Origin of the sequence: Rheinheimera marina, from assembly GCF_042654345.1 — a bacterium.
In the GTDB taxonomy this organism is placed as follows: domain Bacteria; phylum Pseudomonadota; class Gammaproteobacteria; order Enterobacterales; family Alteromonadaceae; genus Pararheinheimera; species Pararheinheimera marina.
This window is the reverse complement of sequence record NZ_JBHSGB010000001.1, coordinates 263,353-289,697: the sequence shown is the minus strand read 5'-3', so window position 1 is coordinate 289,697 and position 26,345 is coordinate 263,353. Positions and strand designations below refer to the sequence as shown.

28 protein-coding genes are annotated in these 26,345 nt (G+C 52.2%); 11 read left to right on the top strand and 17 right to left on the bottom strand.

The window, feature by feature from the left end; all coding sequences use genetic code 11:
- Positions 1-104 precede the first annotated feature (104 nt).
- From ACFO3I_RS01380 to ACFO3I_RS01355, 6 genes are all read left to right on the top strand, one after another.
- Positions 105-1,256, top strand: coding sequence for a methionine aminotransferase (locus ACFO3I_RS01380; RefSeq protein ID WP_377331122.1), 1,152 nt, complete (start codon positions 105-107; stop codon positions 1,254-1,256).
- Complete coding sequence (locus tag ACFO3I_RS01375) at positions 1,238-2,026, top strand: amidohydrolase (protein ID WP_377331121.1); 789 nt, start codon at positions 1,238-1,240, stop codon at positions 2,024-2,026. The genes ACFO3I_RS01380 and ACFO3I_RS01375 overlap by 19 nt, the downstream gene beginning before the upstream one ends.
- On the top strand, positions 2,019-3,209 hold the full coding sequence (locus ACFO3I_RS01370; protein WP_377331119.1) for an MFS transporter: 1,191 nt from the start codon (positions 2,019-2,021) through the stop codon (positions 3,207-3,209). The genes ACFO3I_RS01375 and ACFO3I_RS01370 overlap by 8 nt, the downstream gene beginning before the upstream one ends.
- Before the next feature lie 101 nt (positions 3,210-3,310).
- On the top strand, positions 3,311-3,733 hold the full coding sequence (locus tag ACFO3I_RS01365; protein WP_377331117.1) for a cytidine deaminase: 423 nt from the start codon (positions 3,311-3,313) through the stop codon (positions 3,731-3,733).
- A 12-nt stretch (positions 3,734-3,745) separates the two neighbouring features.
- Positions 3,746-5,059 (top strand): thymidine phosphorylase, encoded by a 1,314-nt coding sequence (deoA, locus tag ACFO3I_RS01360; protein WP_377331115.1) that lies wholly within the window; start codon positions 3,746-3,748, stop codon positions 5,057-5,059.
- 113 nt (positions 5,060-5,172) lie between these two features.
- A complete protein-coding gene (locus ACFO3I_RS01355; RefSeq protein WP_377331113.1) occupies positions 5,173-6,048 on the top strand; it encodes a hypothetical protein in 876 nt (291 codons plus the stop codon).
- A gap of 5 nt (positions 6,049-6,053) precedes the next feature.
- On the opposite strand, the gene ACFO3I_RS01350 is transcribed toward ACFO3I_RS01355, so the two are convergent.
- The 3 genes from ACFO3I_RS01350 to trxA form a co-directional block, all read right to left on the bottom strand.
- Positions 6,054-7,349, bottom strand: a complete 1,296-nt coding sequence (locus tag ACFO3I_RS01350) for an NAD(P)/FAD-dependent oxidoreductase (protein ID WP_377331112.1) — start codon at positions 7,347-7,349, stop codon at positions 6,054-6,056.
- A 212-nt stretch (positions 7,350-7,561) separates the two neighbouring features.
- The gene (gene rho, locus ACFO3I_RS01345; protein WP_337841749.1) at positions 7,562-8,830 is read right to left on the bottom strand and encodes a transcription termination factor Rho; all 1,269 of its coding nucleotides are present in this window, start codon (positions 8,828-8,830) and stop codon (positions 7,562-7,564) included.
- A gap of 261 nt (positions 8,831-9,091) precedes the next feature.
- Entirely contained in the window at positions 9,092-9,418 is a 327-nt protein-coding gene (gene trxA / locus ACFO3I_RS01340; protein WP_377331110.1) for a thioredoxin TrxA, read from the bottom strand.
- Positions 9,419-9,521: 103 nt separating this feature from the next.
- Here trxA and rhlB point away from each other — a divergent pair, with 103 nt between their 5' ends.
- On the top strand, positions 9,522-10,793 hold the full coding sequence (gene rhlB, locus ACFO3I_RS01335; protein ID WP_377331108.1) for an ATP-dependent RNA helicase RhlB: 1,272 nt from the start codon (positions 9,522-9,524) through the stop codon (positions 10,791-10,793).
- A 4-nt stretch (positions 10,794-10,797) separates the two neighbouring features.
- Positions 10,798-12,303: a guanosine-5'-triphosphate,3'-diphosphate diphosphatase gene (gene gppA / locus ACFO3I_RS01330; protein ID WP_377331106.1), complete on the top strand. Its 1,506-nt coding sequence runs from the start codon at positions 10,798-10,800 to the stop codon at positions 12,301-12,303.
- Positions 12,304-12,336: 33 nt separating this feature from the next.
- Here gppA and hemB read toward each other — a convergent pair whose 3' ends face one another.
- From hemB to ACFO3I_RS01270, 12 genes are all read right to left on the bottom strand, one after another.
- Positions 12,337-13,344: a porphobilinogen synthase gene (gene hemB / locus ACFO3I_RS01325; protein WP_377331104.1), complete on the bottom strand. Its 1,008-nt coding sequence runs from the start codon at positions 13,342-13,344 to the stop codon at positions 12,337-12,339.
- Complete coding sequence (locus tag ACFO3I_RS01320) at positions 13,328-14,104, bottom strand: GGDEF domain-containing protein (protein WP_377331102.1); 777 nt, start codon at positions 14,102-14,104, stop codon at positions 13,328-13,330. Before ACFO3I_RS01320 ends, hemB begins: the two co-directional genes overlap by 17 nt.
- A complete protein-coding gene (locus ACFO3I_RS01315; RefSeq protein WP_377331100.1) occupies positions 14,094-14,894 on the bottom strand; it encodes a TatD family hydrolase in 801 nt (266 codons plus the stop codon). The genes ACFO3I_RS01320 and ACFO3I_RS01315 overlap by 11 nt, the downstream gene beginning before the upstream one ends.
- On the bottom strand, positions 14,895-15,401 hold the full coding sequence (locus ACFO3I_RS01310; RefSeq protein ID WP_377331098.1) for a hypothetical protein: 507 nt from the start codon (positions 15,399-15,401) through the stop codon (positions 14,895-14,897). It abuts the gene before it with no gap.
- Positions 15,398-16,147, bottom strand: coding sequence for a twin-arginine translocase subunit TatC (gene tatC / locus ACFO3I_RS01305; RefSeq protein ID WP_377331097.1), 750 nt, complete (start codon positions 16,145-16,147; stop codon positions 15,398-15,400). Before tatC ends, ACFO3I_RS01310 begins: the two co-directional genes overlap by 4 nt.
- Positions 16,125-16,520 carry a Sec-independent protein translocase protein TatB gene (tatB, locus tag ACFO3I_RS01300; RefSeq protein WP_377331096.1) on the bottom strand — a complete coding sequence of 132 codons (396 nt, stop codon included), beginning with the start codon at positions 16,518-16,520 and terminating at the stop codon, positions 16,125-16,127. Before tatB ends, tatC begins: the two co-directional genes overlap by 23 nt.
- On the bottom strand, positions 16,521-16,772 hold the full coding sequence (gene tatA / locus ACFO3I_RS01295; RefSeq protein WP_377331094.1) for a twin-arginine translocase TatA/TatE family subunit: 252 nt from the start codon (positions 16,770-16,772) through the stop codon (positions 16,521-16,523). It abuts the gene before it with no gap.
- Positions 16,773-16,814: 42 nt separating this feature from the next.
- On the bottom strand, positions 16,815-18,437 hold the full coding sequence (ubiB, locus tag ACFO3I_RS01290; protein WP_377331092.1) for a ubiquinone biosynthesis regulatory protein kinase UbiB: 1,623 nt from the start codon (positions 18,435-18,437) through the stop codon (positions 16,815-16,817).
- On the bottom strand, positions 18,437-19,045 hold the full coding sequence (locus tag ACFO3I_RS01285) for a ubiquinone biosynthesis accessory factor UbiJ (protein WP_377331090.1): 609 nt from the start codon (positions 19,043-19,045) through the stop codon (positions 18,437-18,439). Before ACFO3I_RS01285 ends, ubiB begins: the two co-directional genes overlap by 1 nt.
- A complete protein-coding gene (ubiE, locus tag ACFO3I_RS01280; protein WP_377331088.1) occupies positions 19,045-19,797 on the bottom strand; it encodes a bifunctional demethylmenaquinone methyltransferase/2-methoxy-6-polyprenyl-1,4-benzoquinol methylase UbiE in 753 nt (250 codons plus the stop codon). The genes ACFO3I_RS01285 and ubiE overlap by 1 nt, the downstream gene beginning before the upstream one ends.
- A gap of 101 nt (positions 19,798-19,898) precedes the next feature.
- The gene (locus tag ACFO3I_RS01275) at positions 19,899-20,969 is read right to left on the bottom strand and encodes a DNA alkylation repair protein (RefSeq protein WP_377331086.1); all 1,071 of its coding nucleotides are present in this window, start codon (positions 20,967-20,969) and stop codon (positions 19,899-19,901) included.
- Entirely contained in the window at positions 20,970-21,992 is a 1,023-nt protein-coding gene (locus ACFO3I_RS01270; protein ID WP_377331085.1) for a GGDEF domain-containing protein, read from the bottom strand.
- A 321-nt stretch (positions 21,993-22,313) separates the two neighbouring features.
- Here ACFO3I_RS01270 and ACFO3I_RS01265 point away from each other — a divergent pair, with 321 nt between their 5' ends.
- Both ACFO3I_RS01265 and ACFO3I_RS01260 read left to right on the top strand, forming a co-directional pair.
- Positions 22,314-24,041 carry a DUF885 domain-containing protein gene (locus tag ACFO3I_RS01265; protein WP_377331083.1) on the top strand — a complete coding sequence of 576 codons (1,728 nt, stop codon included), beginning with the start codon at positions 22,314-22,316 and terminating at the stop codon, positions 24,039-24,041.
- Positions 24,042-24,172: 131 nt separating this feature from the next.
- Positions 24,173-24,676, top strand: coding sequence for a hypothetical protein (locus ACFO3I_RS01260; RefSeq protein WP_377331081.1), 504 nt, complete (start codon positions 24,173-24,175; stop codon positions 24,674-24,676).
- Here ACFO3I_RS01260 and ACFO3I_RS01255 read toward each other — a convergent pair.
- The gene (locus ACFO3I_RS01255; protein ID WP_377331079.1) at positions 24,673-24,903 is read right to left on the bottom strand and encodes a hypothetical protein; all 231 of its coding nucleotides are present in this window, start codon (positions 24,901-24,903) and stop codon (positions 24,673-24,675) included. The genes ACFO3I_RS01260 and ACFO3I_RS01255 overlap by 4 nt on opposite strands.
- A 5-nt stretch (positions 24,904-24,908) precedes the next feature.
- On the bottom strand, positions 24,909-25,370 hold the full coding sequence (locus ACFO3I_RS01250; RefSeq protein WP_377331077.1) for an EVE domain-containing protein: 462 nt from the start codon (positions 25,368-25,370) through the stop codon (positions 24,909-24,911).
- Between the two features lie 88 nt (positions 25,371-25,458).
- Between ACFO3I_RS01250 and tesB the strand changes: the two genes are divergently transcribed.
- Positions 25,459-26,340 (top strand): acyl-CoA thioesterase II, encoded by an 882-nt coding sequence (gene tesB / locus ACFO3I_RS01245; protein ID WP_377331075.1) that lies wholly within the window; start codon positions 25,459-25,461, stop codon positions 26,338-26,340.
- The last annotated feature ends 5 nt before the right edge of the window (positions 26,341-26,345 follow it).

Sequence of the window (26,345 nt, the reverse complement as noted above, 5' to 3'; positions counted from 1 at the left end):
GCATTGCTAATGAGCTCAGGCCAGCGCCAGCAGCCGCAAAAACTTTGCCTTTGGCCCTACAGGCGGCGCACAATATCGCCACTTGCCGCAACCACTGAATTTAAATGAAGTTACAGAGCAAACTCCCTTCCGTCGGAACCACCATTTTCAGCCAAATGTCACAACTGGCCGCTGAACAGCAGGCGATCAACCTGTCGCAAGGTTTTCCGGATTTCCCCTGTGACCCGTTGTTGCCTGAACTGGTGTTTCAGGCTAGCCAACAAGGGCTGAACCAATACGCGCCGATGCCGGGCCTGTTAGTGCTGCGTGAACAGATTGCCGCGTTAACTCAGCGTTGTTATGGCCGCGCTGTTTGCCCGGATCGGCAAATCACCGTCACCAGCGGTGCTACTGAGGCCTTGTTTGTTGCCATTCAGGCATTGGTTCGCAGCGGCGATGAAGTCATAGTGTTTGACCCGGCGTATGACAGCTACCTACCGGCGGTCGAGTTAGCTGGTGGCCGCACTGTGCATATTCCATTGCAGCCGCCTGAGTACCGGGTGGACTGGCAGGCGGTGGAGCGACAAATCAGCAGCAAAACCCGGCTGATTATGGTGAACAGCCCACACAACCCGACCGGCATGGTGTTCAGCCGGGAAGACTGGCTGGCACTGGAGCAACTGGTGTTGAAACACCGTTTGTTTTGTATCAGCGACGAAGTCTATGAGCACATGGTGTTTGACAGCTTGCCGCGCCACAGTGCCAATCAGTTAACTCAGCTGGCCGAGCGTACTGTGGTGGTGTCGTCTTTTGGCAAAACCTTCCATGTCACCGGCTGGAAGCTGGGTTATGCGGTGGCGCCGGTCGAGCTGACCACAGAATTTCGCAAAATTCACCAATACGTCACCTTTTCCAGTTTCACACCGGCACAGCAGGCCATTGCGGAATTGATGCAGCAAAAGCCAGAGCTGGTGACCAACCTGGCCGATTTTTATCAGCAAAAGCGCGATTCTTTCCGTTCCTTGTTGCAGTCCTCCGGATTTGCGCTATTGCCTTGTCAGGGTACTTATTTTCAGCTGGCCGACTACAGTGCGCTCAGTGCGCTGGATGATGTCAGTTTTTGCCGGCAACTGACGGTCGAGCACAAAGTAGCGGCTATTCCGTTGTCGGTGTTTTACCGCCAGCCGCCGCAACAGCAAGTGATCCGGTTTTGTTTTGCGAAACAGCCGCTAACGCTGCAACAGGCCGCGGAGAAATTATGTCGCGTATCAAGATAGCCGTGGTGCAAAGCCCGCTGATCTGGCAGCAGCCCTCGGCCAATTATCAGCTGCTGGCTGAACGGATGGACAGTGCCACCGGGGCTGATCTTTACGTGTTGCCGGAAATGTTTAACAGCGGCTTTAGTATGAACGCGCTGCAGATTGCCGAAGCTATGGATGGACCAACGGTTAACTGGCTGCGCTCGCAAAGCAAAGCACGAGGCGCAGCTATTTGTGGCTCGGCTGCTATCCGGCTGGAGTCAGGTGTGGTGAACCGACTGCTGTTCGCGACGCCAGATGGCCAGCTACAGTATTACGACAAGCGGCATTTATTCCGCATGGGCAATGAACACCAACATTATCAGGCTGGTACACAGCGGGTGGTGGTGGAACACCTTGGTTGGCGTTTCTGTTTACAGGTTTGTTATGACCTGCGTTTCCCGGTGTTTGCCCGTAACCGCCAGGACTACGATGCATTGATTTATGTCGCTAACTGGCCAGCGCCAAGGCGTCAGGTTTGGCGCACTTTATTGCAAGCCAGAGCGCTGGAGAATCAGGTGGTGGTGATTGGCTGCAACCGTGTTGGCACTGACGACAATGGTCTGGAGTACAGCGGTGATTCGCTGCTGGTGGATCATCTGGGTGTATTACAGGCGGATGGGGCGGACGGCCGGGATGGCGTGCTGCAGGCCACTTTTGATTTGAGCGTACAACAGCAGTTTCAGCAGAAGTTTCCGGCATATCTGGACGCAGATGCATTTAGTCTTAATGGGGTTTTTGATGGATAACAAGTACCGGAACCAGGTGACTGTGCTGGTGTACCTCAGCTTTATGCTGTTGGGGCTAATGGGTATTTTATGGGGCATCTTGTTACCGGACATGATGCAGCAGCTGCAAATGTCGGCGGCAGCCAGTGGATTGTTTTTTGCTGTGTTGTCGCTGGGCTCTATTAGCGGTGCCTTTTTGGGTGGCAAGTACATTCAGAAGTTTGATTTTGTGCCCTTGTTTGCCGTGTTGATGATGGTGCTGGTGCTGTTGCTGGGACTGGCCTCAGTGCAGACCTACTGGCCGGTGTTGTTGGGTTTTGTCTATTTTCTGGCGTTGGCCTGTTCCGGCCTGTTCACCATAGGCCATACCCTGATAGCCCGGCTTTATGTCACCAAACGCGCCAAAATGATGGGCTTAATGGATTTTATGTTCAGCCTGGGCACCTTGCTGGCACCGCTCTACGTGGTGGTGCTGTACTGGATGCAAGAAGACTGGCGCTGGCCGCTGCGTATTCTGGCACTTTGTCTGTTTTTCACTGCCTGCTTTGCCTGGTACCTGGGGCGCACCCACGAAAGCCCACCGCATATGGCGCACAGCAAAGGCAGCTTGTCTTACCGTCAGGTACTGAAGCAGCCGGTATTTTTTGCGCTGGCGCTGATGATGTTTGGCTATGGGGCTGTCGAATGGGGCCATGGCAACTGGTTTGTAACTTATGCCAGCGCTGGGTTGGGTTATAGCACCGAAGACGCCCGCTTGACCATCGCCTTTTTTACCGGCGGTATGGTGCTCAGCCGGTTAGGGTTTTACCTGTTTTTGCGTTGGTTCAGCAGTGCTCAGTTGCTGGTGATACTGGGCACCTGTGCCTTATGTGGTGCCTTGCTGGTGAAGCTGGCCGATTTACCGCTACTGCTGAAACTGGGTAACTTTGCCTTAGGCTTGGGTTTAGGGGCTATCTTCCCGCTGATGCTGACCGCGGCGATGGATTTGGACAGCGACAATGGCCCTGTGTTGTCTGGTTTGGCGAATATGGGCGGCTCCATTGGCTATCAGGCGGCAGCATTAGGCACTGGCCTGGTGGCGGAACAGGTTGGTATTGCACTGGCCTATTGGTTAATTCCGATGCTGGCACTGTGGCTGTTCTGCACTTTGGCCTATTTCAGTTATTTGTTGCATAAAAAGCAGGCAGAGCGGGCGGCGCATTAACTTTTTTGCTGCATTTAACGGCTGGATCGCCGTTTTGCTCTTGATTTGCCGTGCATTTAGCGCGATAAACTCAGTCCGTCTACTGACTGAGACTTTGGACCATGAGTCATGACATTTCCTGGGCCGAATTGGCCCGGCAGGCCCGCCAGGCTGCAGAGCAAGCCTATGCCCCTTATAGTAAGTTTCCGGTTGGAGTTGCCGTACTGGCCAGCTCCGGCCGGATCTACACCGGATGCAACGTAGAAAACGCCTCGTACGGTGGCACGACCTGTGCCGAGCGCAATGCCATTGCCGCGGCAGTGGTCGCCGGAGAGCGCCAGTTTTTGGCCCTGATGGTGTACACTCCGCAAACCCAGCTGACCCCACCCTGTGGCATCTGTCGTCAGGTGATTGCTGAATTTTATGCGCCGGACAGTCCGGTCCGCAGCTGCAATCATTTGGAACAGCAGCAGGAATGGCGCCTGGATGAACTGTTGCCATCCGCCTTTACGCCAACCTATCTGGCCAACAGCAGCAAAATTTAACCGGAGTTCTCTGTGTACTTACCTCAGGAAATCATTAAACAAAAACGCAATGGCGGCGTACTCAGCGACGACGCCATCCGCCAGTTTGTTGCTGGCTTAACCGATCAGAGTTTCAGCGAAGGCCAGATTGCCTCGCTGGCGATGGCGATTTATTTAAATGGCATGCAGACCGAAGAGACGGTAGCGTTAACCCGCGCCATGCGTGACTCAGGTGCCGTGCTGAACTGGTCAGGCTTAAATGGCCCTGTCGTGGACAAACACAGTACAGGTGGTGTGGGTGATAAAGTCAGCCTGATGCTGGCGCCCATGGTAGCCGCCTGCGGCGCTTATGTGCCGATGATTGCGGGCCGGGGTTTAGGCCATACCGGTGGTACCATTGATAAGCTGGAGGCGATCCCCGGTTATCAGACCCAACAAAGTCTGGATTCGATTCAGCAACTGGTACGGAAAAACGGTGCCGTGATTGTGTCGCAAAGTGCGGAGCTGGCACCGGCAGACCGGCGTTTATACCTGATCCGCGATGTGACCGCGACCGTGGAGTCCATCCCTCTGATCACCGCGTCTATTTTGTCGAAAAAGCTGGCGGCCGGCCTGCAGTACCTGACGATGGATGTGAAAATTGGCTCGGGCGCCATTATGAAAAATGTGGCCGACGCTTCGGCGTTAGCCCGCAGCATCGTCAACACCGCCAAAGGGGCCGGGGTACCGACTCAGGCCTTGCTGACTGATATGAACCAAACGCTGGGCACCAGCGCAGGTAATGCGCTGGAAGTTGTGGAAACTTTGGATTATTTAACTGGTAAATACCGCGAGCCGAGATTGCATCAGGTGACCCTGGAACTGGGCGCCAGCATGCTGCAACTGGCCGGTTTGTATCCGGATAAAACCAGCGCTGTGGCGGCACTTGAACACAGCTTAACTTCAGGCAAAGCAGCAGAGCTGTTTAGTAAGATGGTGGCGGCCCAAGGAGGACCGGCCGATTTACTGGAAAAACCAGCGCAGTATCTGGCCACAGCCAAGGTGGTGCAGGATATTACGGCACCTGCTACTGGTTATCTTGCCGGAGCTGATACCACAGCCATTGGTATGGCGGTAGTGCGCTTAGGCGGCGGACGGGCTCACCCAAGCCAGGTGATTAACCCGGCAGTAGGTTTTAGCGATGTGCAGCCAGTGGGTGGTCGATTCACTTCGGGCCAGTTGCTGGCGCGGGTGCATGCCAACACTCAGGAACAGGCCGACAAAGCCAAAGCAGAATATCTGGCCGCGTTAGGGTGGTCTGAGACGCCGGTGGCTACGGATCCTTTGGTACATCTGGTGATAGATTGACCTCAAAAATTCAAGCTTCTTCAGACGGTTATCCGCAAAATGGAATGCGACTAACCGTCTTGTTGCGGTCACAGGCTTTTGCTACTGTAGCCGCGGCAGTAAGGGAGGCATGGATGAAAAAGAGACTGTTGTTATGGCTGACGCTGCTGACCAGCTGTGTCGCCTCTGCTCAGCCAGTGATGGTATGGTACGCCAGCCATTGGCCGCCTTTTCGTATCTCTGAAGGCCCTTATGCCGGTCAGGGCCGCTACGATGTGCTGCTGCAGCAACTGATGCAGGCCTTACCTCAATACAAGCACCAAATTCGCCAGATTCATCTGGCCCGTATCACCAGGATCTCTGCGTTAACCAAGGAATCTCATTGCACTTTTGGTTTACGTTATACCAAAGAACGCGCCACGAAAGGCCTGTTATCTGAGCCTGCCGCGCTGATCACGAACCTCGAAATCAACTACACGCCGTCCAACTCTAAAGCCGTGAAGACATTCGCCAGTCAGCCACTGGTTAATCTTAAAGTATTAAGTCGGCAGCAGGATTTATTGGGTTTACTGGAAGCGGACAGGGCTTATCCAAAATTAGTGTCTGAGCATCTGGATAAGCCAGGCAGCAATTTGGGTAGCAGCTCCATGTCGACATTAAATCCTGCACAATTACTTAATGCAAAACGTGTGGATTATGTGGTGGATTATCCGCACCGACTGGCTTTTTTTGCCAAAGAAGCTGGCCTGAATTTACTCTTTTCTTCGCGGCCTATCCAAGGGCTGGAGCCGGTTTCTTACGGTTATGTGGTGTGTTCGAAGACGGCAGAAGGCGAGCAGTGGATGGTTGATATCAACAAGGTGTTGCCAGAGTTGAAGCAACGTCAAAGTTACCAGGACGCCATGCTGCTGTGGGCGACGGACTCAGAAAAGCAGCTGCTGTTACAACATTACCCAGAGTTCAGCCTGCTGAAGCAGGTACAGCCCGAGCAGGCTGAAACTCTGGAATAGAGCTGCTAGTGCAGTTTAAGGCGAGGTCGGATGATCTTGTTGATTTTGCCAATCACAGAAATCATCAGGGTACGCCACCAGCCGTGTAAGGCCATTTGGTGCATGCGGTACAGGGAGATGTATGCCATGCGCGCGATGCGGCCTTCAATCATCATGGCGCCACCGACCAGATTACCCATCAGGCTGCCTACAGTGCCAAAGCGGCTCAATGAAATCAGCGAGCCGTGGTCCTTGTAGATATAAGGCGTCTGGGCTTTGCCTGCCAGCACGGCCAGCAGATTGCGCGCCACATGGCTGGCCATCTGATGGGCTGATTGCGCCCGCGGCGGCACCCATTTATTGCCTGGCAGCGGACAACCCGCACAATCACCAATCACATAAATCTGGCTGTCGATGGTGCTTTGTAAGGTGGGCAACACCATCAGCTGATTAATACGGTTGGTTTCCAGCCCATCTAATTCTTTCAGGAAATCTGGTGCTTTGATGCCGGCGGCCCAGACCATTAACTCGGCATGCAACTGCTCCTCACCCAGGCTCAGGCCGTCTTCAGTGGCGGCGGTCACCTTGGTGTTCACCCGCACATCGACACCCAGTTTCAATAGCTCCTTATGCGCCGCCGCGGCAATGCGTTCAGGCAAGGCTGGCAGAATACGTGGCCCCGCTTCAATCACCGAAATTTTCAGCCGGTCCCGTTTCACATCATCAAAGCCATAGGAGTTCAGCTCCGCAGCAGCATGGTGCAGTTCAGCCGCCAGTTCAACACCAGTCGCCCCTGCGCCAACAATGGCAATATTCAGGTTTTCTTTTGGATGCAATGGCGAATTCAACTTCAGGTAGGCTTCCAGCAAACGGCGATGGAAGCGATTGGCCTGGCTCGGGCTGTCCAGAAAGATGCAATGCTCTTGCACGCCTGGGGTGTTGAAATGATTGGAAATACTGCCTATGGCCAGTACCAGATAGTCGTATTTCAGCCGGCGTGCTTCAAGCACCAGATCGCCGTTTTCGTCATGAATAGGCGCCAGCACCACTTCACGGGCGGCCCGGTCCAGCCCGGTCATAGTGCCCAACTGAAACTCAAAACCGTGGGCTTTGGCATGGGCCCGGTACGTCACCTGGTCAATATCGACGTCCAGGGTGCCGGTGGCCACTTCGTGTAATAAAGGTTTCCAAATATGGGTTGGATTACGGTCTATCAGGGTCACCCGGGCTTTGTGTTTGCGGCCCAGCTTATTTCCCAGACGGGTTGCCAGTTCCAGCCCACCGGCGCCACCGCCGACCACCAGAATATGTGGAGTAGTCATTGTTTCTCTCATTCGCTGCTGCTACCAGTCCTGTTAGCAGCACTGCCTGCTTTGCCATCCGCACAATCATCCCTGAGTTGTGCCTTTGTCATTCCCTCGCGCGGCTGCATGGGTCGCACGTTATTGTGATGCTGTGCCGGAATTGCTGTCACATTCCGGTCGTGATTCGGTTGGGTCCATAAAAAAAACCGGCCACAGGGCCGGTTTTTGTCTTAACTGTTTTTCTGCCGTTTCATGGCTTCGAAGAACTCATCGTTGGTTTTAGTCATCGACAGTTTATCGATCAGGAACTCCATGCAATCCGTTTCGTCCATTGGATTAAGGATTTTGCGCAGGATCCACATTTTTTGCAGTTCTTCCGGCGACGCCAGCAGCTCTTCGCGGCGGGTGCCCGACCGGTTGAAATCAATGGCAGGGAACACACGACGCTCGGCAATTTTGCGCGACAAGTGCAGTTCCATGTTGCCTGTACCTTTGAATTCTTCGTAAATGACTTCGTCCATCTTCGAACCGGTATCAACCAGTGCTGTAGCGATAATGGTCAGGCTACCGCCTTCTTCCACGTTACGGGCTGCACCGAAGAAACGCTTCGGTTTGTGCAGCGCGTTGGCGTCCACACCACCTGTCAACACTTTACCTGAGCTAGGGATCACTGTGTTGTAAGCACGGGCCAGACGAGTGATTGAATCGAGCAGAATAATCACGTCTTTTTTGTGTTCAACTAAACGTTTGGCTTTTTCGATCACCATCTCAGCCACTTGGACGTGACGGCTGGCTGGTTCGTCGAAGGTGGACGCAACCACTTCACCTTTGACCAGACGCTGCATTTCGGTCACTTCTTCCGGACGTTCGTCAATCAGCAGTACCATCAGCACACATTCAGGGTGGTTGGCGGCAATCGACTGGGCAATGTTCTGCAGTAAAATGGTTTTACCGGCTTTTGGCGGTGCAACGATTAATGCACGTTGACCACGGCCAATTGGAGACGCCAAATCCAGCACCCGGGCTGTTAAGTCTTCTTTGGAGCCGTTACCACGTTCCATCCGCAGCCGTGAATTGGCGTGTAGTGGAGTTAAGTTTTCAAACAAAATTTTATTGCGGGCTTGCTCTGGGCGACCGAAGTTGACTTCGTTCACTTTCAGCAGCGCAAAATAACGTTCGCCTTCTTTAGGCGGACGGATCAAACCAGAAATGCTGTCACCGGTCCGCAGGTTAAAGCGGCGGATTTGGCTGGGAGAGACATAAATATCGTCAGGGCCGGCCAGGTAAGAACTGTCTGCAGAACGCAGGAAGCCGAAACCGTCGGTCAGAATTTCCAGAACGCCATCGCCGTAGATTTCTTCACCGTTTTTGGCATGGGCTTTGAGAATGGCGAAGATAATGTCCTGTTTGCGCAGGCGGGCCATATTTTCCAGGCCCATTGATTCAGATAAATCAACCAGCTCGTTAATTGGCTTCAGTTTCAGTTCGGTTAAATGCATAGTGTGTGGATTCTTGTTGGTCAAACAGAATTACAAGCTTATCGCGCTGATTAAAAGGAAGTAGGCTTAGGTTTAGTCAACGGGACAGCGTGGTTTTAGGGATTTGTTGCTGCGATACACCTTAGCAGGATAAGTTTCTTGCGTCCAGATGAAAACGAGAAAAGCTGTATTTTTATACGATGGGTGCTCAGAGTAGTGCGAAAGCGCAGAAAACCACGAAGATCAGGTGAAAACCCCAAACAGATTTTCACCTGAAATTAATCAGATATTGCTGTCTAAAAACTCTTTTAACTGAGTCTTCGATAAGGCACCTACTTTAGTGGCGGCAACCTGGCCGTTTTTAAACAGCAGCAGCGTTGGGATACCACGAATACCAAATTTTGGCGGCGTCCCTGGGTTGTGGTCGATGTTGACCTTAGCCACAGTGACTTTGCCTGCGTATTCTTTCGCTACATCGTCCAGGATGGGTGCAATCATTTTGCACGGACCACACCACTCAGCCCAAAAATCAACCAGGACAGGTGCGCTAGCTTTTAACACGTCGGCTTCGAAGCTATCGTCTGATACCTGCAGAATATGTTCACTCATTGTATTCTCCGTTAGTACTGGGCAGTTGGGTACTGCAAAAATTTAAAGCCAATTTTATCCGGACTGTTCCTTATTGCAAGCGTAACGGTTATGCTTAGCGCGTATGAATAAAACACACTTAACACCACACAAATTCGCCGATTTTGCATTGGCACCTCAGGTTCTTGCAGCACTTTCAGCGCAAGGTTTCGAGCATTGCACACCAATACAGGCACAGTGTCTGCCCATTGCTCTGACCGGCAAAGATATTGCAGGTCAGGCACAGACCGGAACAGGTAAAACCCTCGCGTTTTTAACCGCCACTTTCCACTATTTACTGACACATGAACCTCGGGGTTCAGGTCAGCCGCGGGCCATCATTATGGCGCCGACCAGGGAATTGGCTGTGCAGATCCATCATGACGCCCAGGCTTTGGCCAAACACTCAGGTTTGAAGCTTGCTCTGATTTATGGGGGCGAAGGTTACGATACTCAACGTCAGGCCCTCGAAAAAGGCGCAGATATTTTAATCGGCACCACAGGCCGTCTGATTGACTACCTGAAACAAGGCCTGTACGACCTGTCGCAAATTCAGGTGGTCGTGCTGGATGAAGCCGACCGCATGTTTGATCTGGGCTTTATCAAGGACATTCGTTTCTTATTCCGCCGGATGCCGCCCGCCACTGAACGTCTGAGCCTGCTGTTCTCTGCGACTTTGTCTTACAAGGTGCAGGAACTGGCTTTTGAGCAGATGAATCAGCCGGTGCACGTGCATATTGCACCAGAGCAAATGACCGGCAGCCGTATCAGCGAAGAACTGTTTTACCCGTCAGACGAGCACAAAATGAAACTCTTGCTGACCCTGATGGAAGAAGAGTGGCCGGATAAAGCCATTGTATTTGCCAACACCAAACATTGTTGTGAAGACATCCATGCCTGGTTAGAAGCCGATGGGCATCGGGTTGGCTTACTGACAGGTGATGTTATTCAGAAAAAACGTCTGCGTATTCTGGAAGAATTCACCAAAGGTCAGCTCGATATCCTGGTTGCAACCGATGTGGCTGCCCGTGGCCTGCATATTCCGAAAGTCAGTCATGTGTTTAACTATGACTTGCCGGATGACTGTGAAGACTATGTGCACCGTATTGGCCGTACCGGTCGTGCCGGTGAAAGCGGCAAAGCCATCAGTTTCGCCTGTGAGCGTTATGCGCTGAACCTGACCGCCATTGAAGACTATATTCGTCATGCGATTCCGGTGACCCAATACGATTCGACCGTATTACTGGAAGATGTGACCCAGCCAAAACCCCGTGTCCGTCGTCGGCCTGGACAGGCCCGTACCGGCCAGCGAAGTCAGTCTAATGGCTCGCGGAACCCACGCAGCCGTCCGCGTTAAGGCGATGCAATTTGAAGAGTCCCAATCACAGCATAATGATATTTATGCTGTGATTGACCTCGGCTCCAACAGCTTCCATATGCTGATGGTCAAGGTTGTCGCCGGCAGTGTGCAGGTGATTGGACGGGTCAAACGTAAAGTGCGTTTGGCGGCCGGTTTAAATGACAGCCTGGTACTGAGCAAAGAAGCCATGACCCGCGGCTGGGAATGCCTGGCTCTGTTTGCTGAGCGGCTGCAAGATATTCCGGCCAGCAACATCCGTATCGTCGGTACCGCCACATTGCGCTTGGCCCGCAACGTAAAAACCTTTCTGACTGAAGCCGAACAGATCCTTGGCCATAAAATTGAAGTGATTTCCGGTGAAGAAGAAGCCCGGATTATCTACCTTGGGGTTGCCCATACCTCCAATTGTGAAGCAAACCGTCTGGTGATTGATATAGGTGGAGCCTCCACTGAAGTGGTGGTCGGCCAGGGCTTTCAACCGCTGTTGCTGTCCAGCCTGAATATGGGCTGCGTCACTTATCTGGAACGTTATTTTCAGAACAATGAGCTGAGTGAGTCTAACTTCAATGCGGCGATCGCTGCGGCTGAACTGGAAATTCACAAGGTGGCCGATGAGTATCTGGCGCAAGGCTGGCAAAATGCGGTAGGGGCATCCGGCACTGTACAGGCATTGCAGGAAATTCTGGTTGCCCAGGGCAAAGACGAAGTGATCACCTTGTCCCGGCTGGAAACCATACTGCAGCAGGCGCTTGCCTGTGGTCATATGGACCAGTTGGCTATCCATGGTCTGGCCCAGGAACGCAAACAAGTGTTTCCGTCCGGCCTGGCGATTCTGATTGCGTTATTTCGGGTACTGCAAATCAAAGGCATGACATTGTCAGGGGGCGCGCTGCGCGAAGGTGTTCTGTACGGCATGCTGTCGCAATTGCAGCATCAGGACGTCCGTGCCCGCACAGTGCAAAGCATGATGGTACGTTATTTTATTGACCAGCAGCAGGCCAACCGGGTAGCCGATATGGCCGCTATGCTGGCGCAGCAGCTGGACCCGCAATGGAACCTGCAAAGCTTTGAAGGCCTGAGCATTTTGCGGTGTGGCGCCTTGTTGCACGAGCTGGGTTTACTGATTGAATACAAAAATCATCACCATCATGGCGCCTATATCATCAATCATGCGGAACTGCCGGGTTTTACCAGAGCACAGCAGCAGCTGTTGATGGCGCTGGTGTATAACCACAGAGCAGACCTGAATAAAGATATTCTGGCGCGTCAGACCATGACCTCCGTTTTACTGGCGGTGCGGCTGACCCGTATCTTGCGACTGGCGGTGATTTTGTCCATGCGTCGCCGTCACGAAGCCTTGCCAGCGGTGCAAGTGCAGGCTCAGGCGGAAGGCTTACATCTTAAACTGCCCGACGGCTGGTTGGATCATCATCCGTTGATGCGGGCTGAGCTGGAGCAGGAAATTGCCTACCAGCAGCAAGCTGGCTGGCAGTTGATGGTGCATTAAAAAGGCGGGTAACCCCGCCTTCTTCAATTAAACTCAGCTCTGTTTTAACCAAATGGCGGCTTTTTTGGCGAAATAAGTCAGGATGCCATCCGCACCGGCGCGTTTGAAGGCCAGCAACGACTCCATCACCACCGCTTCTTCATTCAGCCAGCCATTTTGAATGGCGGCCATATGCATCGCATATTCGCCACTGACCTGATAAGCAAAGGTGGGCACGCCGAATTCATCTTTGACACGACGGACTATGTCCAGATACGGCATACCTGGTTTTACCATCACCATGTCGGCCCCTTCTTCCAGGTCCAGCGCCACTTCACGCAGTGCTTCGTTGCTGTTGGCCGGGTCCATTTGGTAGGACTTCTTGTTGCCACCTTTCAGATTGCCAGCCGAGCCAACGGCGTCGCGGAATGGGCCGTAGTAGGCGGAAGCGTATTTAGCTGAATAAGCCATGATCTGCGTGTTCACAAAGCCAGCGTCTTCCAGGGCTTCCCGGATAGCACCAATACGACCATCCATCATGTCAGATGGTGCTACGATATCGGCCCCAGCTTCGGCGTGCGACAGCGCCTGTTTCACCAGAATTTCTGTAGTGATGTCATTCAGCACATAACCGTCTTCATCAATAATGCCGTCCTGACCATGAGTGGTGAAGGGGTCCAGCGCCACGTCGGTGATCACACCAAGTTGTGGCACCTGCTGTTTCAACATCCTCACCGCGCGTTGTGCTAAAGCGTCCGGGTTATAGGCTTCTTCAGCCATCAGAGATTTTTTCTCAGCTGCTGTCACCGGGAATAAGGCAATGGCAGGAATACCTAAATCGGCCAGTTCGCGTGCTTCTTCGAGTAATAAATCCAGTGACAGGCGTTCTACACCTGGCATAGAGGCGACAGCCTGGCGCTGATTTTCGCCTTCCACAATAAACATCGGGTAAATCAGGTCGTTAACGCTAAGTTGGTTTTCCGCCATCAGGCGACGGCTGAAATCGTGCGCTCGTAACCGACGCAGGCGGCTGGCAGGGAAATACTCATTGGTCTTGGTCATCGGATTCTGGCTCCTGTTCAGCAATCTCATGCTGCGAAAGTTCCGAACACACCACTTTGTTGCGTCCGGTGTGTTTAGCCTGATACAAAGCTGCATCTGCGGCTTGAATAAAGTCACTGCTGGTCTGCTGTGGTTCGGGGATTGCCGTGTAACAGCCGATGCTGGCATGGATCAGCAGCGCAAGTTGTTGGTAATTGACCTGACTGCTGGCCAGGTCCTGGCGTACCAGTTCGGCCAGCTGCATGGCACCTTCAGAATTGGTGTTGGGCAGGATCAGTGCAAACTCTTCACCACCGTAACGGCACAAATGATCGCTACTGCGTTTTAAATGGCTTTGAATACACTGAGCGACTTGCTGAATGACTGCATCGCCCACCAAATGGCCATGCTGGTCGTTAATGGCTTTAAAATGATCGATATCTATCATCAACAATGACAAATAGCTGCGCTCGCGGCGGCAGCGTTTCAGTTCCGCAATCAGTTTCTGATCAAAAAAGGCTCTGTTGCGTATGCCGGTCAGTGCGTCCAGCGTGTTTTGCTGCTCCAGCTGACGGTTTTTATCAGCCAGTTCATTCAGGGTAATTTGCAGTTCGAGAGTGCGTTGCTGGATTTTCTCTTCCAGCTCATCGGCCACATTTTGCTGCCAGCGCCGTTGCTGCCAGACAAAAAGTGCCCAGGCCAGCAGTGCGATCAGCACGCCAGCAAAAGCGAAGCCTGCCAGCATTCCTTGCCACTGCTGTGATATCCATTCATACCCCATCACTAGGCTCCACTGGTCTGAATAAGCGGTTGAAATTAAGGGTGGTCTGTTCGGCAACCTGGTCCAGACTGAGTTGTTTCAATTGTGCAATCTGCGCTGCAATCGAGCTGACAAAGGCCGGTTCGTTGCGACGGCTTTTGGGTTTGTCAGCAAGCGTACGAGGCAACAAATAAGGGGCGTCTGTTTCCAGCAGGATCCGATCCAGCGGCAGGTAGGTTAAGGCTTCTATCATGCTCTGATTGCGCCGCTCATCACAAAGCCAGCCGGTAATACCTATGTAGAGACCGCGATCCAGATAGGCTCTCAGTTGCACACTGTCGCCGGTAAAGCAATGGGCGACACCGGTCAGGGCAGGGAAAGATTTCAGTAACGCAATTTGGTCAGCGAAAGCATCTCTTTCATGCAAATAAACAGCTTTGTTTACCCGGGAGGCCAATTCTAATTGCTGTTCAAACACCTGCAGCTGAGCAGGTCGGGGGCTAAAATCGCGGTTATAATCCAGACCACATTCACCCACAGCGACCACTGCAGGGTCGGCCAGCAATGGCATAAGGGTCTGCAGCCAATCGGGTGCGACCGCAGCCGCCTGATGTGGGTGGACGCCGGCGGTACAGACTAAGCTGTGCTTGCCTTGGCAATAATCCAGATTCAGCCGGCTTTCTGCCACATCTGAACTGATCAGCAGAAGTTGCCGCACTGCATTCAGATGCGCGCGTTCAATGACCTCGGCACGATCGGAGTCAAATTGATTGCTGAATAAATTGACTCCGGCATCACAGTAACTGACCACTTATTTATCCCGACGTACCCGGGTCTTGCGTGGTGAGTCTTGTTGGCCCAGGAAAAACGAATTGAGCACGCCCCTGGTTAGTTGGTACGTTTCGCCGGCTTTTGCGACAAAGGATTCCTTGTTGACCTGACGCCAGACCTGACCATTATCAAAGCTGAACACTAACTCACCGCGCGGTGCCTTGGTCACCTTGGCAAGCACGACACTGACGGCTTCCGGCAGATCGGTCGGAGGGGCCGCCCGGTGTTCAATGCCAAACTTCTGCTCAGCTGTCGCCGTTGCTTGAGGGGCTGCCGCAGTGACCGTTGTCAGCTGCTCTGTGTCGCTGACGGCATCCGCTGTCACAATCACAGGCTGGGCGGCTGGAGCTGGGCTGCCTATCTGGTCATAACAGACCAACCGTGGCAGGTCTTGTGTAATCTGACGGCACTTCGATAGCTCGTCATTGACGGTGGTGGCTTGTGCTGAGACAACGATTAGACCCAAAATGACGGCTACAGCTTTCATTGAACTTCCTCATGCGTATGTTCTTCAGTGCCTGGTTGATAAAACCGGCTCAGCCAGATCCCCAGTTCGTACAGCAGACACATAGGGACAGCCAGCAATGTTTGTGACAGGACATCAGGTGGTGTCAGCAACATGCCGATAATAAAGGCAATCACGACAAAATAAGGGCGTTTCTCTACCAGGCTTTTTCGGTCCACTGCACCTGTCCAGACCAGTAATAACACGGCAACAGGAATTTCGAAAGCCAGACCAAAGGCAAAAAACAATTTCAGTACAAAGTCGAGGTAGCTGCTGATATCGGTGGCGATAGTGACGCCTTCTGGTGCCACACTGGTAAAGAAGCCAAAGACGATCGGGAAGACCACAAAGTAGGCAAAGCAGATACCCAGATAAAATAGCAGCGTGCTGGATACAATCAGCGGCGCCACCAGATGCTTTTCTTTCTGGTACAAGGCGGGCGCAACAAAAAGCCAGATTTGCCAAAGAATATAAGGAACCGCCAGGCACAGCGCCACAATAAAAGTCAGCTTAAAAGGTGCAAAAAAAGGTGCAGCCACATCGGTGGCGATCATCGATGCGCCTTGAGGCAGCACGGTCATTAAGGGCGAGGCGAGCAGATGGTAGATATCCGCCGCCCAATAAGCCAGTGAAATAAACACCAACAGTACTGCCGCCACTACATGCAACAAACGCCGGCGTAACTCAATTAAATGCCCTAACAGGCTATTGGGGTTTGTGTTGCTCATAATTGTCTGTGGTTGATGCCGAAGGGGCTGACCCGCCAGTCGCGTCGACTGCCGGTGCGGCTGGGGCTGTTGGGGCCTGAACTGCTGAAGTGGGGTATGGATTGGTCACATCCGCAGCCGCCTGGCGTAATTCAGCAATGGCTTTCATTTCTTCGCTGTTCAGATTCAACAGGCCTTTTTCTTCCGCCTGTTTCAGCTTTTCATGCAGCTCCTGAACCCGCAGTTCGTCATTCAGTTCGGCCTGCATTTGCTGACCAAACTGTTTGACTCCACGGATAAATTCACTGACGCTCCGAATGGCTGCAGGCAGTCGCTCAGGGCCTAACACCAACAAAGCGACGATGGCGATAACCACCAGCTCCCAAAAACTCATTTAGCGTTGATCAGTTGATTTTTGCTGTTCAGGCTGGCTGGCGACTGACTGAGCAGGTGCCGCAGGTTTTTGCTCGACTGCGGCAGGCGTCGGTACTTCTGCGTCGTCCTGTTCTTTCACGGAACTGCGAAAGCCTTTAATGGCTGAGCCTAAATCTGAGCCCAGACCGCGTAAACGTTTTGTGCCGAATAACAGCACGATAATAACCAGCACAATCAGAAGTTGCCAAATACTGATACCACCGAAACCCATGTTGAATATCCCCTTGTTACTGCCTGCTGCGCCAGTTGAAGCTCAGCGTATTTTCCAAAGCATAGCTGCCGTGATTAAGCCACCGCAGGCTGCTGTTATAGTCCAGCCAGATGTCAATAATAAGACAGTGGCCACAAAACTCATACCACCAAACACCGCACAGGTCAGTTTTTTTGTCTGTTCCTGCTGCTGCAGCTGTAACTGCTGCAGTTGTTGCAACAATGCCAGTTGGTTTTTGGGGCCTTGCTGCAGGTAGTTGTGCAACAAGCCGGGCATTTCAGGCAGTTTTTCTGCCCAGAATGGCAAATTGGCTTTCAGCTCACGCCAAAGCGCGGTCGGTCCCATTTGCTGTTGGACCCAGTTTTCCAGAAAGGGTTTCGCCGTTTGCCATAAATCCAGTTGAGGGTAAAGCTGACGACCCAGGCCTTCGATATACAGCAGGGTTTTTTGCAGCAACACCAGTTGAGGTTGCACCTGCATATTAAAACGGCGCGCCGTATTGAACAGGTTAAACAACACCTGACCAAAGGAGATATCCTGCAGCGGTTTCTGGAAAATAGGTTCACAGACAGTACGAATGGCGCTTTCAAACTCTTCGACACTGGTATCAGCCGGCACCCAGCCCGAGTCCACATGCAGCTGAGCCACTTTTAAATAATCCCGGTTAAAGAAAGCGACAAAGTTCTCTGCCAGATAACGTTTATCTTCTTTGTTTAAGGTGCCGACAATGCCGCAATCAATGCCAATGTACTGAGGGTTGTCCGGATTCTCGCGTGATACAAAGATATTGCCAGGGTGCATATCAGCGTGGAAAAAACTGTCGCGGAACACCTGGGTGAAAAACACTTCGACCCCACGTTTAGCCAACAACTCCATATTGGTACCCTGAGCTTTTAACGCCGCAATGTCGGAGACCGGAATGCCGTAAATGCGCTCCATCACCATCACTGAAGGACGGCTGTAATCGGCATAAACATAAGGCACATACAGCGAATCTGAGCCTTCGAAATTGCGCCGCAACTGAATGGCATTGGCGGCTTCGCGTTGTAAATCCAGCTCATCAAGAATAGTTTTGCGGTATTCGGCCACTACTTCTTTCGGTCGCAGCCGTTTGCCGTCTGGCAGATAACGGGCCACCAATCCGGCCATGGCTTCCATCAGTTCCAGATCGGCCAGAATTTGTGGCTTGATGTCGGGCCGGATCACTTTGACGACCACATCCACCACAGTGCCGTCGGCTTGTTTCAGGCCTGCAGTGTGCACTTGGGCAATGGAGGCTGACGCCAAAGGGGTCAGGTCGAAATAGTTGAATAACGTATCCAGGCTGTGCAGGTTTAACTGCTTCTTCACCACAGCTTCGGCTTGTTCACCAGGGAAAGGGCTGACTTTATCCTGCAGCTTGGCCAGCTCGTCGACCCATTCATCCGGGAATAAATCGCGGCGGGTCGACAACATCTGGCCAAATTTGACCCACACAGGACCTAACTGCTGTAACGCCAGCCGCAGCCGTTCGCCCTGAGTTTTTTCCGGATGGCGGTTATTTAACCAAAAGGCGCCGCTTCGCAGCAACTGCCAGTACCAGGGACGCCATTTTTCAGGCACCAGGTTGTCCAGGCCAAAGCGCAGTAAGGTACTGAAAATCTGATAAAAGCGCTTAATACCCACTAGGACTCCTGCAGGGTTTTCAGTTGACGGCTTAATTGCTCAAGCCGGGTTTGCACCGCGGTCAGGTTTTGTTGAAACTGTTGATACTCGGCGCGGCTGGGGCTTGTTTGTAACTCGTCTTGCAGCAGTTCCACACTTTGTTGCTGCAGTTGTGCCAGTTTGTGCTGCAGCAACTGCTGGACTTGCGTCAGTGCGGTCGCCAGCTTATGCGCCAGTGCATCGCCCAACCAGACAGAGAGTTCTTGCTGCCAGTCGGGATCCAGTTGTTGCAGTACCTGACTGAATTTTTGTGCGACCTGCAAATCACCCTGAATGCACAATTTGTCTTGTTTAATCAAACGGGTCAGCTGGCTGGGGTCTGACAACTGACGGGCTGTGGCGAGATCGGTGCAAATTTCACAGTCGGCTGGTTCCTGATGCTGGTTCAGCAGTAACTGGTGTTCAGAGGCGGATAATACAAAACGCCAGGGCAGTTCTGTGAGCTTTACCGCCAGCTGTTTGCCTTGCACGCTACTCAGCAGGCGCTCTGCTGCCGGGTCCATAGCCAGCAGCTTTTGCAGTGCTTTCTCAAAAGCAGCGCAAATCAGCTGTGGCAGCAGGTTCAACATCAGAATTTGTACCCTTTGTGCAGCGCGACTATGCCACCTGTCAGGTTGTGATAGCTGACATGCTCAAAACCGGCGTTTTGCATCATCTGCTTCAGGGTTTCCTGGTCCGGGTGCATCCGGATCGATTCTGCCAGGTATTGATAACTGTCTTTGTCATTGGCCACCAGTTGACCTATGGTCGGCAGCAATTTAAAGGAGTACAAGTCGTAGACTTTGCTCAGCCAGTCGTATTCAGGTTTGGAAAACTCCAGCACCAACAGCCGGCCACCCGGCTTCAGCACGCGGTACATAGAACGCAAAGCGGCATCTTTGTCGGTGACGTTACGTAAACCAAAGCCAATGCTGATAATGTCGAAACTGTTGTCGGCAAAAGGTAAGGCTTCAGCATTGGCCTGCACATACTGAATATTGTTGACTAAACCCAGGTCACGCAGTTTGTCACGACCGACATTCAGCATAGACTCATTGATATCAGCCAGTACCACTTTGCCGGTTGGCCCCACACGTTTAGAAAATAACGCTGTGATGTCACCGGTGCCACCCGCCAGGTCCAGCACCTGATGACCGGCGCGCACGCCGCTGCTGTCGATAGTGAAGCGTTTCCACAAACGGTGAATGCCCATCGACATTAAATCGTTCATCAGGTCGTATTTACCGGCCACGGAGTGAAACACATTGGCCACCATCGACACTTTTTCTTCCTGCCGTACTGTTTTAAAACCAAAGTGGGTTTGATTGGACTGGTCTGACATAAATAAGCCTCAGGCAGAAAAATTGGCGTTAGTGTAAAAGATTCAGGCGACAACGCCAATCATTGCGCGGACTTTCTGTCCAGCTCAGTGCCAGATATCCGTTAGCGAAGCTCAAATGACTGCTGGGCAACACAATGGCCGTTCAGCCAAATCTCCAGCTGGTGTTGGCCTGGGTAATGTTTGCGGGTGGTCAGGTCGACAAACGCCTGTTGTCTGGCGAGCTGCAAAGGCTGGCCTTGCCATTTGGGTTTGGCCCATTGAAACACCTTAAAACTGAGCTTGCCATTTTTCTTCAGGTAGCCAATGCGGTATTCCAGCCGCAGCTGACATGGCGGGGCCGAACCTGCGAGGCTGATCTGAAAGTGCAACGGCTGACTGGCCGAAGCGCTTGGACTGCTCAGGCTTAGCTTGGCAGTTAAGGCCACAGGTGTAATACCAAATAACAGCAGTGCCTGCGGGTTGGCTTGTTTGAGCAAGCCCCGCAGCGCATGGCGTAAAATCCAGTTGGTGACTGCGCTGTGATTCAGCCAGCGAGCTGCCAGGTCCAGCACCAGTTGAGGATGATCTTTGCTGATGTCATTCAGATGATTGGCGACACTGCGCTGCACATAAGGTTCCGGATCGGCTTTTAGTTGCTCCAGTAGCGGCAGCAAAGCGGACGGGTCCTGCTGATAATTTTTCAGCGCTAATCCCCAGGGTAGCCGTGGCCGGGCACCTTCACTGGCCAGGCGGCGCTGGTGCAGGTCAGGAGACTGTGCCCAGAGCAAGAGTTGAGGCAGGACCAACTCAGGGTAACGCAACAAATAAGGCCGGATGGCAAATTCGCTGCTGGAATAGCGGGTCAGTTCACCCAGTGCCGGTATAGATAAAGTCGGCTGCTCCAGCCCATAAACTTCGACAAAGTCGGGAAACACCAACCCTGGTAAGCCGGAAAATTGCCTGGCGACCTGAAGCACAACAGCAAGTGCGGCGGCATAAGGTTGGGTTAAATGCAGGCCGAGTCCAGTACTGATGCGGCGCATCCGTTGTTTCAGTTCCAGCTCTGGCCAGTCATCTGTCAGTACATAGGCGTGAAAAGCGCTCAGCTGGAAAGCCGGGTCCTGGTGTTGGCACAGTAGACCCAGCTGTTGAACAAAGGAGGGGGAATAGCAGTCTTTCAGTGCTGCTGCCATTTACACGGCCAGCATCAGCTCGTTGGCAACCTGGTTACGGCCGCGATGTTTGGCTTCCTGCAGCACCCGGGCTGAACGCGATAAAAACTGGTGCCAGTTTTCTGCGGTGTTGTAGATGGAGACACCCAGAGAAATGGTGATTTTGGGTAAGGTCTTTTTGCTTTTGGACGACACAAAACGCAGTTTTTCCACGCCACGTCGTACTTGCTCGGCAATTTCACCGGCAGTGCGTAAATCGACATCCGGCAGCAGGATCAGGAACTCTTCACCGCCACAGCGCACAGGTAATCCGCTTTCCTGCACATAACTGGCGATTTTGCGTGCCACTTTGCTTAAAATCACATCGCCAATGCCAGCGCCATAGTCCTGGTTAAACTGGGCGAAATGGTCAAGATCCACGGCAATAGCGGCAATGCGCCGATGCGGATTTTCACTGAGCCACAGATCCAGATGTTCCTGCATGGCTAGGCGGTTATACAGGCCGGTCAGTGGATCCAGCTGGCGCTCTTGTTTTAAGCGCTCCAGCTCGTCACGTAAGTGGTGGCATTGTTCGTTGGAAAATTCGAGCTGGTCCTGCAATTTTTGCTGGGACGCTTTAATGGCGTAAGTCGCGCTGATGGCTTTATTAATGCTGTCTTTGCTGCGATTGCTGTTATTGGGGTCGAGGCCGAGTAACACCTGATCCAGCATATCTATGTACTGTTGAACGGCTTCATTGGCAATGTCGGTCGTGCCGGACAGTTTCGCCAGCATGGTGGTGACTTGCTGGGCTAAAGCTTCTTGCCGGGCTTGCTGCGGTAACAGCCATTGGCTGTACAGCTCGGCCATCACAAAGTCGTCAAAATTGGCTTGGGCAGCCAGTTTTTGTTCGATAGCATGGCATAAACCGGCATTGTGACCGCTGATGTACTCATAAATCACGGTGTAATTAACCGGGTGGGCTGCCAAACGATACCGCTGCAAAAAGGCCGACGTTAGCGCCGCCTTCTCACTCGCTTGATCGATTGAGTCCTGATATTTCATGCCAAACCTGACTCCAACTAAATTTTACTGCTCATTTAGCGTTATTTTTGCCATGTTACGCGAATCTAACACTAAGGCAAGCAACCGCTTTCCACTAAGCTGACATATCTGTAAAAAAAAGTCTGCATTTGCTTGGGACTTAACAGATTATTTTTTTAGTTTTGAGCATTTTTAAATGTGCTTTTAGCAGTTAAGCCGTTAAAAGCTGTCGAAATAACTGACTTTGTCTACAGAATACGGCCAATCTCCAGAAAGCCCGGACAGTTCAGCTGGAGCTCTTGGCTTGTCAGAGTAGAATCAGAAAAAACAAGGAGAATAATAATGCAGAGAACACTGATCGCCCTGAGTTTAACCTTGTCTTTGGCCGCCTGTGCCGCCAAAGTCGCTCCCGCAACGGCGGGCTTTGACCAGCTGTCCGCACAAATATGGCAACAAGAGCAGCTGTTATCCGACCGCAGCGCCACTCGTTTGCCAGATATGTCACCAGAGGCACTTGAAAAGAAACAGCAGAAACGGCTGCACCTGTTAAAACAACTGCAGCAGGTAGATCAGAACAGCTTAAATGAGCAGCAGGCGATTAATTATCAGATCCTGGTGTATGAACTGCAGGACGCCATTGATGAATACCGTTTTGGGGCACATTACATGCCACTGACGTCGGAATCGGGCTTCCACTCCAGCCTTGGTTTTATGGCGTCAGGTACCGAATTCAGTTCGGTTAAATCCTATCAGGATTACCTGACAAAGCTGGCCTCAGTACCCCGTTATATGCAGCAGCAAACCGATTGGATGCGCAAGGGTATGGACAAAGGATTCACCCAACCCAAAGCTGTGCTTACTGGTTATGAGCAGAGTATTCAGGCTTATATCAGTGAAACGCCGGAGCAGAGTATTTTTTACCGGCCTTTTAAGAAAAAACCTCAGTTTATTGCGGACGCAGATTGGACCTCGTTTGAACAGCAAGCCAAGGCATTAATCGCTCAACAAATTAACCCTGCTTATCAGCAGTTTTATGATTTCTTTGTCGGTACTTACCGGCCATCGGCCCGTGACGAGATTGGCGCCAATGCATTGCCGCAGGGCGAAGCCTTTTACCAAAACCGGCTGGAACACTACACCACGTTGAAAATGACACCGCAGCAGGTGCATCAGCTTGGATTGCAGGAAGTGGCCCGTATCAAAGCGGAAATGCAGCAAGTGATCGACCAGGTGGGGTTTAAAGGCAGTTTTGCCGACTTTATTGAGTTTCTTCGGACTGATCCGCAGTTTTATGCCAAAACGGCAACCGACCTGCTAAAAGAAGCTTCGTTTATCGCAAAAAAGGCTGACGCAGAATTACCGAAGTTGTTTAAAACCTTACCGCGACAACCTTATGGCGTAGCCCCGGTGCCAGCGGAAATTGCACCTAAATACACGTCGGGCCGCTATTCTGGCCGCGGCAGAGCAGATTCGGCAGGCTTTTATTGGGTCAACACCTATGCACTGAACCGTCGTCCGCTCTATGAGCTGGAAGCCTTAACTTTGCATGAAGCCGTGCCAGGCCATCACCTGCAAATTGCGCTGGCCGCCGAAATGACGGACCAACCCGATTACCGACGTAACTTCTACACCTCTGCGTTTGGCGAAGGCTGGGGCTTGTATTCGGAGTTTCTGGGCCTGGAAATGGGTTTTTATCAGGACCCGTACAGTAATTTTGGCCGACTGACTTATGAAATGTGGCGCGCTTGTCGCTTAGTGGTGGATACAGGCATGCATACAATGGGCTGGAGCCGTCAGCAGGCATTGGATTATCTGGGCAGCCATACCGCGCTTTCAATGCATAATGTGACCACAGAAATTGACCGTTACATTAGCTGGCCAGCCCAGGCTTTGTCTTACAAGTTAGGCGAAATCACCATCAAAAAGCTGCGTAATCAAGCTGAACAACAGCTTGGTGACAAATTTAACGTGCGCGATTTCCATGAGGCTGTGCTGAAGAACGGCAGTGTGCCACTGTCTCAGTTGGAGTTGCAGGTGACTCAGTATATTGAGCAGGCGGGCAAAGCCTGAAAAAAATTCACCCTGACTGGCGTAGCCAGTCGGGGGTGCTCTTTGCTAGAGTGCGCGCCCTGCAGCCCAGCGTAAAGTTTCATTTTGCCCGGAAGCGTCAACAAGCTGGATGATCCTTGGAGGGATGCCTGATGTGGTGGATATTTTTTCTGGTACTGGCGGTAGCCCCAATAGTGGTTCTGGTGATGAAGCTGGATCAACAAAGCAAGGCGTTCAACCGGCTTAAAGTGCAATTACATTTTGCTGAGCAGCAATCGGTGCAGGTTGAGCATCTGGCGTTCTGGCTGGCGGAAGAGCAAAGCCAGCAACTGATCTCCAGACTGCAGCACTGGGTACGTCAACAAGCCAAACTGCCTTTGCATGCACCACATCTTGAGCAACTGTTCAAAGCCATTCCTACCTTGTGCCGCGATCAGGCGAACAAGGGGCTGACGCCAAAACAAAGCTTTGGGTTCTATCTGAAAAAGCATTCAGAGCTGACGATGAATGATATCGAGAACTTTCTGCGGCATTACCCGATCCTGACCGAGTTATGGCAAAGCAATACGCTGACGTCTTATTTCAAGTTATGTCATAAGGGTTTGGAGATCCTGCAAGAGCAGAGTTCGACGGCTCCCGACCGCAGAGCCAGCTAATCCCGCAGTACCACAGTAGGTGCTATATTGATTTGACCTTCAATGTCGACGCTGGCCAGCCGGTCCCCGGCTTTTAACACGGCCAGGTGCTGTTGTTCCAGCTTTCTTACAAAAGACAACTCATAACCAAAACGCTGCAGTTCAAACACGGAGAACTGTTGGGCCGGGTTTAACAGCTGCCAGAACTGATTAAAACTCTTGGCTGAACGCCGACGCTCTTGTTTCATTGGTGCTACTCCTGCTTGGCCATCGCCAACATCACTTGCCATTCGTCTGGCTGCACGGGCATTACTGACAGCCGACTGCCTTTTTGGACCAGAGCCAGTTGTTCTAGCTTAGATGAGCGCTTTAGTTTGTCTAGCGGCACCAAGGCCGGAAATTTTTCGACAAAAACCAAATCCACCGCAGACCAGCGCGGCTGTTCGGTTTTGGATTTGCCGTCGAAATAAATGCTGCCTGGGTTAAATTGCGATGGATCCGGGTAGGCGGTTTTTACTACACGGGCAATACCGGCCAGACCAATCAGTTTGCAGCTGGAGTGATAAATCAGCACTAAATCGTCCAGAGTGGCAGCGCGTAGGAAATTGCGCGCCTGATAATTGCGCACACCTTCCCAGATGATGGCCTTGTCAGGGGTGCTGGCAAAATCATCAATGCTGCATTCTTCAGGTTCAGTTTTGTACAGCCAGTACATGGCATCCTCCGTTGTGTCTGCAGAACGGGTTGAATCGTGGCAGTTCAGTCGGCAGAATACAACAGATTGTTCACTGAGGAAGTAGCGCATGAGTCAGGTATTAGCCGATTTATTGTCCTTGTTAAAACTAGAAACTATTGAACAGGGCTTATTCCGGGGTCAGAGTCAGGACCTTGGTTTTAAGGCAGTCTTTGGCGGTCAGGTGATGGGGCAAGCCTTATCCGCGGCCAAAGAGACGGTAGACCCGGATCGCAAAGTGCATTCCTTTCACTCTTATTTTCTGCGGCCAGGGGATGCCAGCAAACCTATAGTGTACGAAGTGGAAAACATCCGTGATGGTAAAAGCTTCAGCACCCGCCGGGTCAGCGCCATTCAGTTTGGTAAAGCCATTTTTTATATGACTGCATCCTTCCAGAGCGAGGAACAGGGGTTTGAACATCAGGACCCCATGCCACAGGTGCCGCCGCCGGAGGACTTGCAATCCGACCTGGTGTTTTACCAACAGCATGCCCATTTGATCCCGGAAGCCATTCGCAGCAAATTTATCTGTGAAAAGCCGATTGAGATGCGTCCGGTCGATTTCCAGAATCCGTTCCAGCCTCAGGTGAGCGACTCGAAACGTTATGTCTGGTTTAAAGCCAACGGCTTGATGCCAAATGACCTGCGGGTGCACAAGTACCTGCTGGCGTATGCCTCAGATTTCAATTTCCTGCCGACGGCGCTGCAGCCGCACGGGAAATCCTTTATGGCGCCGAATATGCAGGTGGCGACCATCGACCATGCGATGTGGTTTCACCATGATTTCCGCTTCGACGACTGGCTGCTGTATGCGGTGGATAGCCCAAGTGCTTCAGGCGCCAGAGGTTTGGTGCGGGGTCAGTTCTTTAACAGGGATGGCAAGCTGGTGGCGTCGACCATGCAGGAAGGGGTGATCCGCAGCTACGAAAACAGAGGCCAGGGCGGTCAGTAGACCCA

Excerpts from the sequence above, each read along its gene's own strand:
- rho (WP_337841749.1), bottom strand. The coding sequence starts at position 8,830 with ATGCATTTAACCGAACTGAAACTGAAGCCAATTAACGAGCTGGTTGAT.
- gppA (WP_377331106.1), top strand. The coding sequence starts at position 10,798 with ATGCAATTTGAAGAGTCCCAATCACAGCATAATGATATTTATGCTGTG.
- ACFO3I_RS01375 (WP_377331121.1), top strand. The coding sequence starts at position 1,238 with ATGTCGCGTATCAAGATAGCCGTGGTGCAAAGCCCGCTGATCTGGCAG.
- rhlB (WP_377331108.1), top strand. The coding sequence starts at position 9,522 with ATGAATAAAACACACTTAACACCACACAAATTCGCCGATTTTGCATTG.
- ACFO3I_RS01270 (WP_377331085.1), bottom strand. The coding sequence starts at position 21,992 with ATGAAATATCAGGACTCAATCGATCAAGCGAGTGAGAAGGCGGCGCTA.
- hemB (WP_377331104.1), bottom strand. The coding sequence starts at position 13,344 with ATGACCAAGACCAATGAGTATTTCCCTGCCAGCCGCCTGCGTCGGTTA.
- ACFO3I_RS01260 (WP_377331081.1), top strand. The coding sequence starts at position 24,173 with ATGTGGTGGATATTTTTTCTGGTACTGGCGGTAGCCCCAATAGTGGTT.
- tesB (WP_377331075.1), top strand. The coding sequence starts at position 25,459 with ATGAGTCAGGTATTAGCCGATTTATTGTCCTTGTTAAAACTAGAAACT.
- ACFO3I_RS01255 (WP_377331079.1), bottom strand. The coding sequence starts at position 24,903 with ATGAAACAAGAGCGTCGGCGTTCAGCCAAGAGTTTTAATCAGTTCTGG.
- ubiE (WP_377331088.1), bottom strand. The coding sequence starts at position 19,797 with ATGTCAGACCAGTCCAATCAAACCCACTTTGGTTTTAAAACAGTACGG.
- tatB (WP_377331096.1), bottom strand. The coding sequence starts at position 16,520 with ATGAGTTTTTGGGAGCTGGTGGTTATCGCCATCGTCGCTTTGTTGGTG.
- tatC (WP_377331097.1), bottom strand. The coding sequence starts at position 16,147 with ATGAGCAACACAAACCCCAATAGCCTGTTAGGGCATTTAATTGAGTTA.
- ACFO3I_RS01285 (WP_377331090.1), bottom strand. The coding sequence starts at position 19,045 with ATGTTGAACCTGCTGCCACAGCTGATTTGCGCTGCTTTTGAGAAAGCA.
- ACFO3I_RS01250 (WP_377331077.1), bottom strand. The coding sequence starts at position 25,370 with ATGTACTGGCTGTACAAAACTGAACCTGAAGAATGCAGCATTGATGAT.
- ACFO3I_RS01275 (WP_377331086.1), bottom strand. The coding sequence starts at position 20,969 with ATGGCAGCAGCACTGAAAGACTGCTATTCCCCCTCCTTTGTTCAACAG.
- ACFO3I_RS01265 (WP_377331083.1), top strand. The coding sequence starts at position 22,314 with ATGCAGAGAACACTGATCGCCCTGAGTTTAACCTTGTCTTTGGCCGCC.
- ACFO3I_RS01370 (WP_377331119.1), top strand. The coding sequence starts at position 2,019 with ATGGATAACAAGTACCGGAACCAGGTGACTGTGCTGGTGTACCTCAGC.
- ACFO3I_RS01350 (WP_377331112.1), bottom strand. The coding sequence starts at position 7,349 with ATGACTACTCCACATATTCTGGTGGTCGGCGGTGGCGCCGGTGGGCTG.
- ACFO3I_RS01365 (WP_377331117.1), top strand. The coding sequence starts at position 3,311 with ATGAGTCATGACATTTCCTGGGCCGAATTGGCCCGGCAGGCCCGCCAG.
- ACFO3I_RS01380 (WP_377331122.1), top strand. The coding sequence starts at position 105 with ATGAAGTTACAGAGCAAACTCCCTTCCGTCGGAACCACCATTTTCAGC.
- ACFO3I_RS01320 (WP_377331102.1), bottom strand. The coding sequence starts at position 14,104 with ATGGGGTATGAATGGATATCACAGCAGTGGCAAGGAATGCTGGCAGGC.
- ACFO3I_RS01310 (WP_377331098.1), bottom strand. The coding sequence starts at position 15,401 with ATGAAAGCTGTAGCCGTCATTTTGGGTCTAATCGTTGTCTCAGCACAA.
- trxA (WP_377331110.1), bottom strand. The coding sequence starts at position 9,418 with ATGAGTGAACATATTCTGCAGGTATCAGACGATAGCTTCGAAGCCGAC.
- ACFO3I_RS01355 (WP_377331113.1), top strand. The coding sequence starts at position 5,173 with ATGAAAAAGAGACTGTTGTTATGGCTGACGCTGCTGACCAGCTGTGTC.
- tatA (WP_377331094.1), bottom strand. The coding sequence starts at position 16,772 with ATGGGTTTCGGTGGTATCAGTATTTGGCAACTTCTGATTGTGCTGGTT.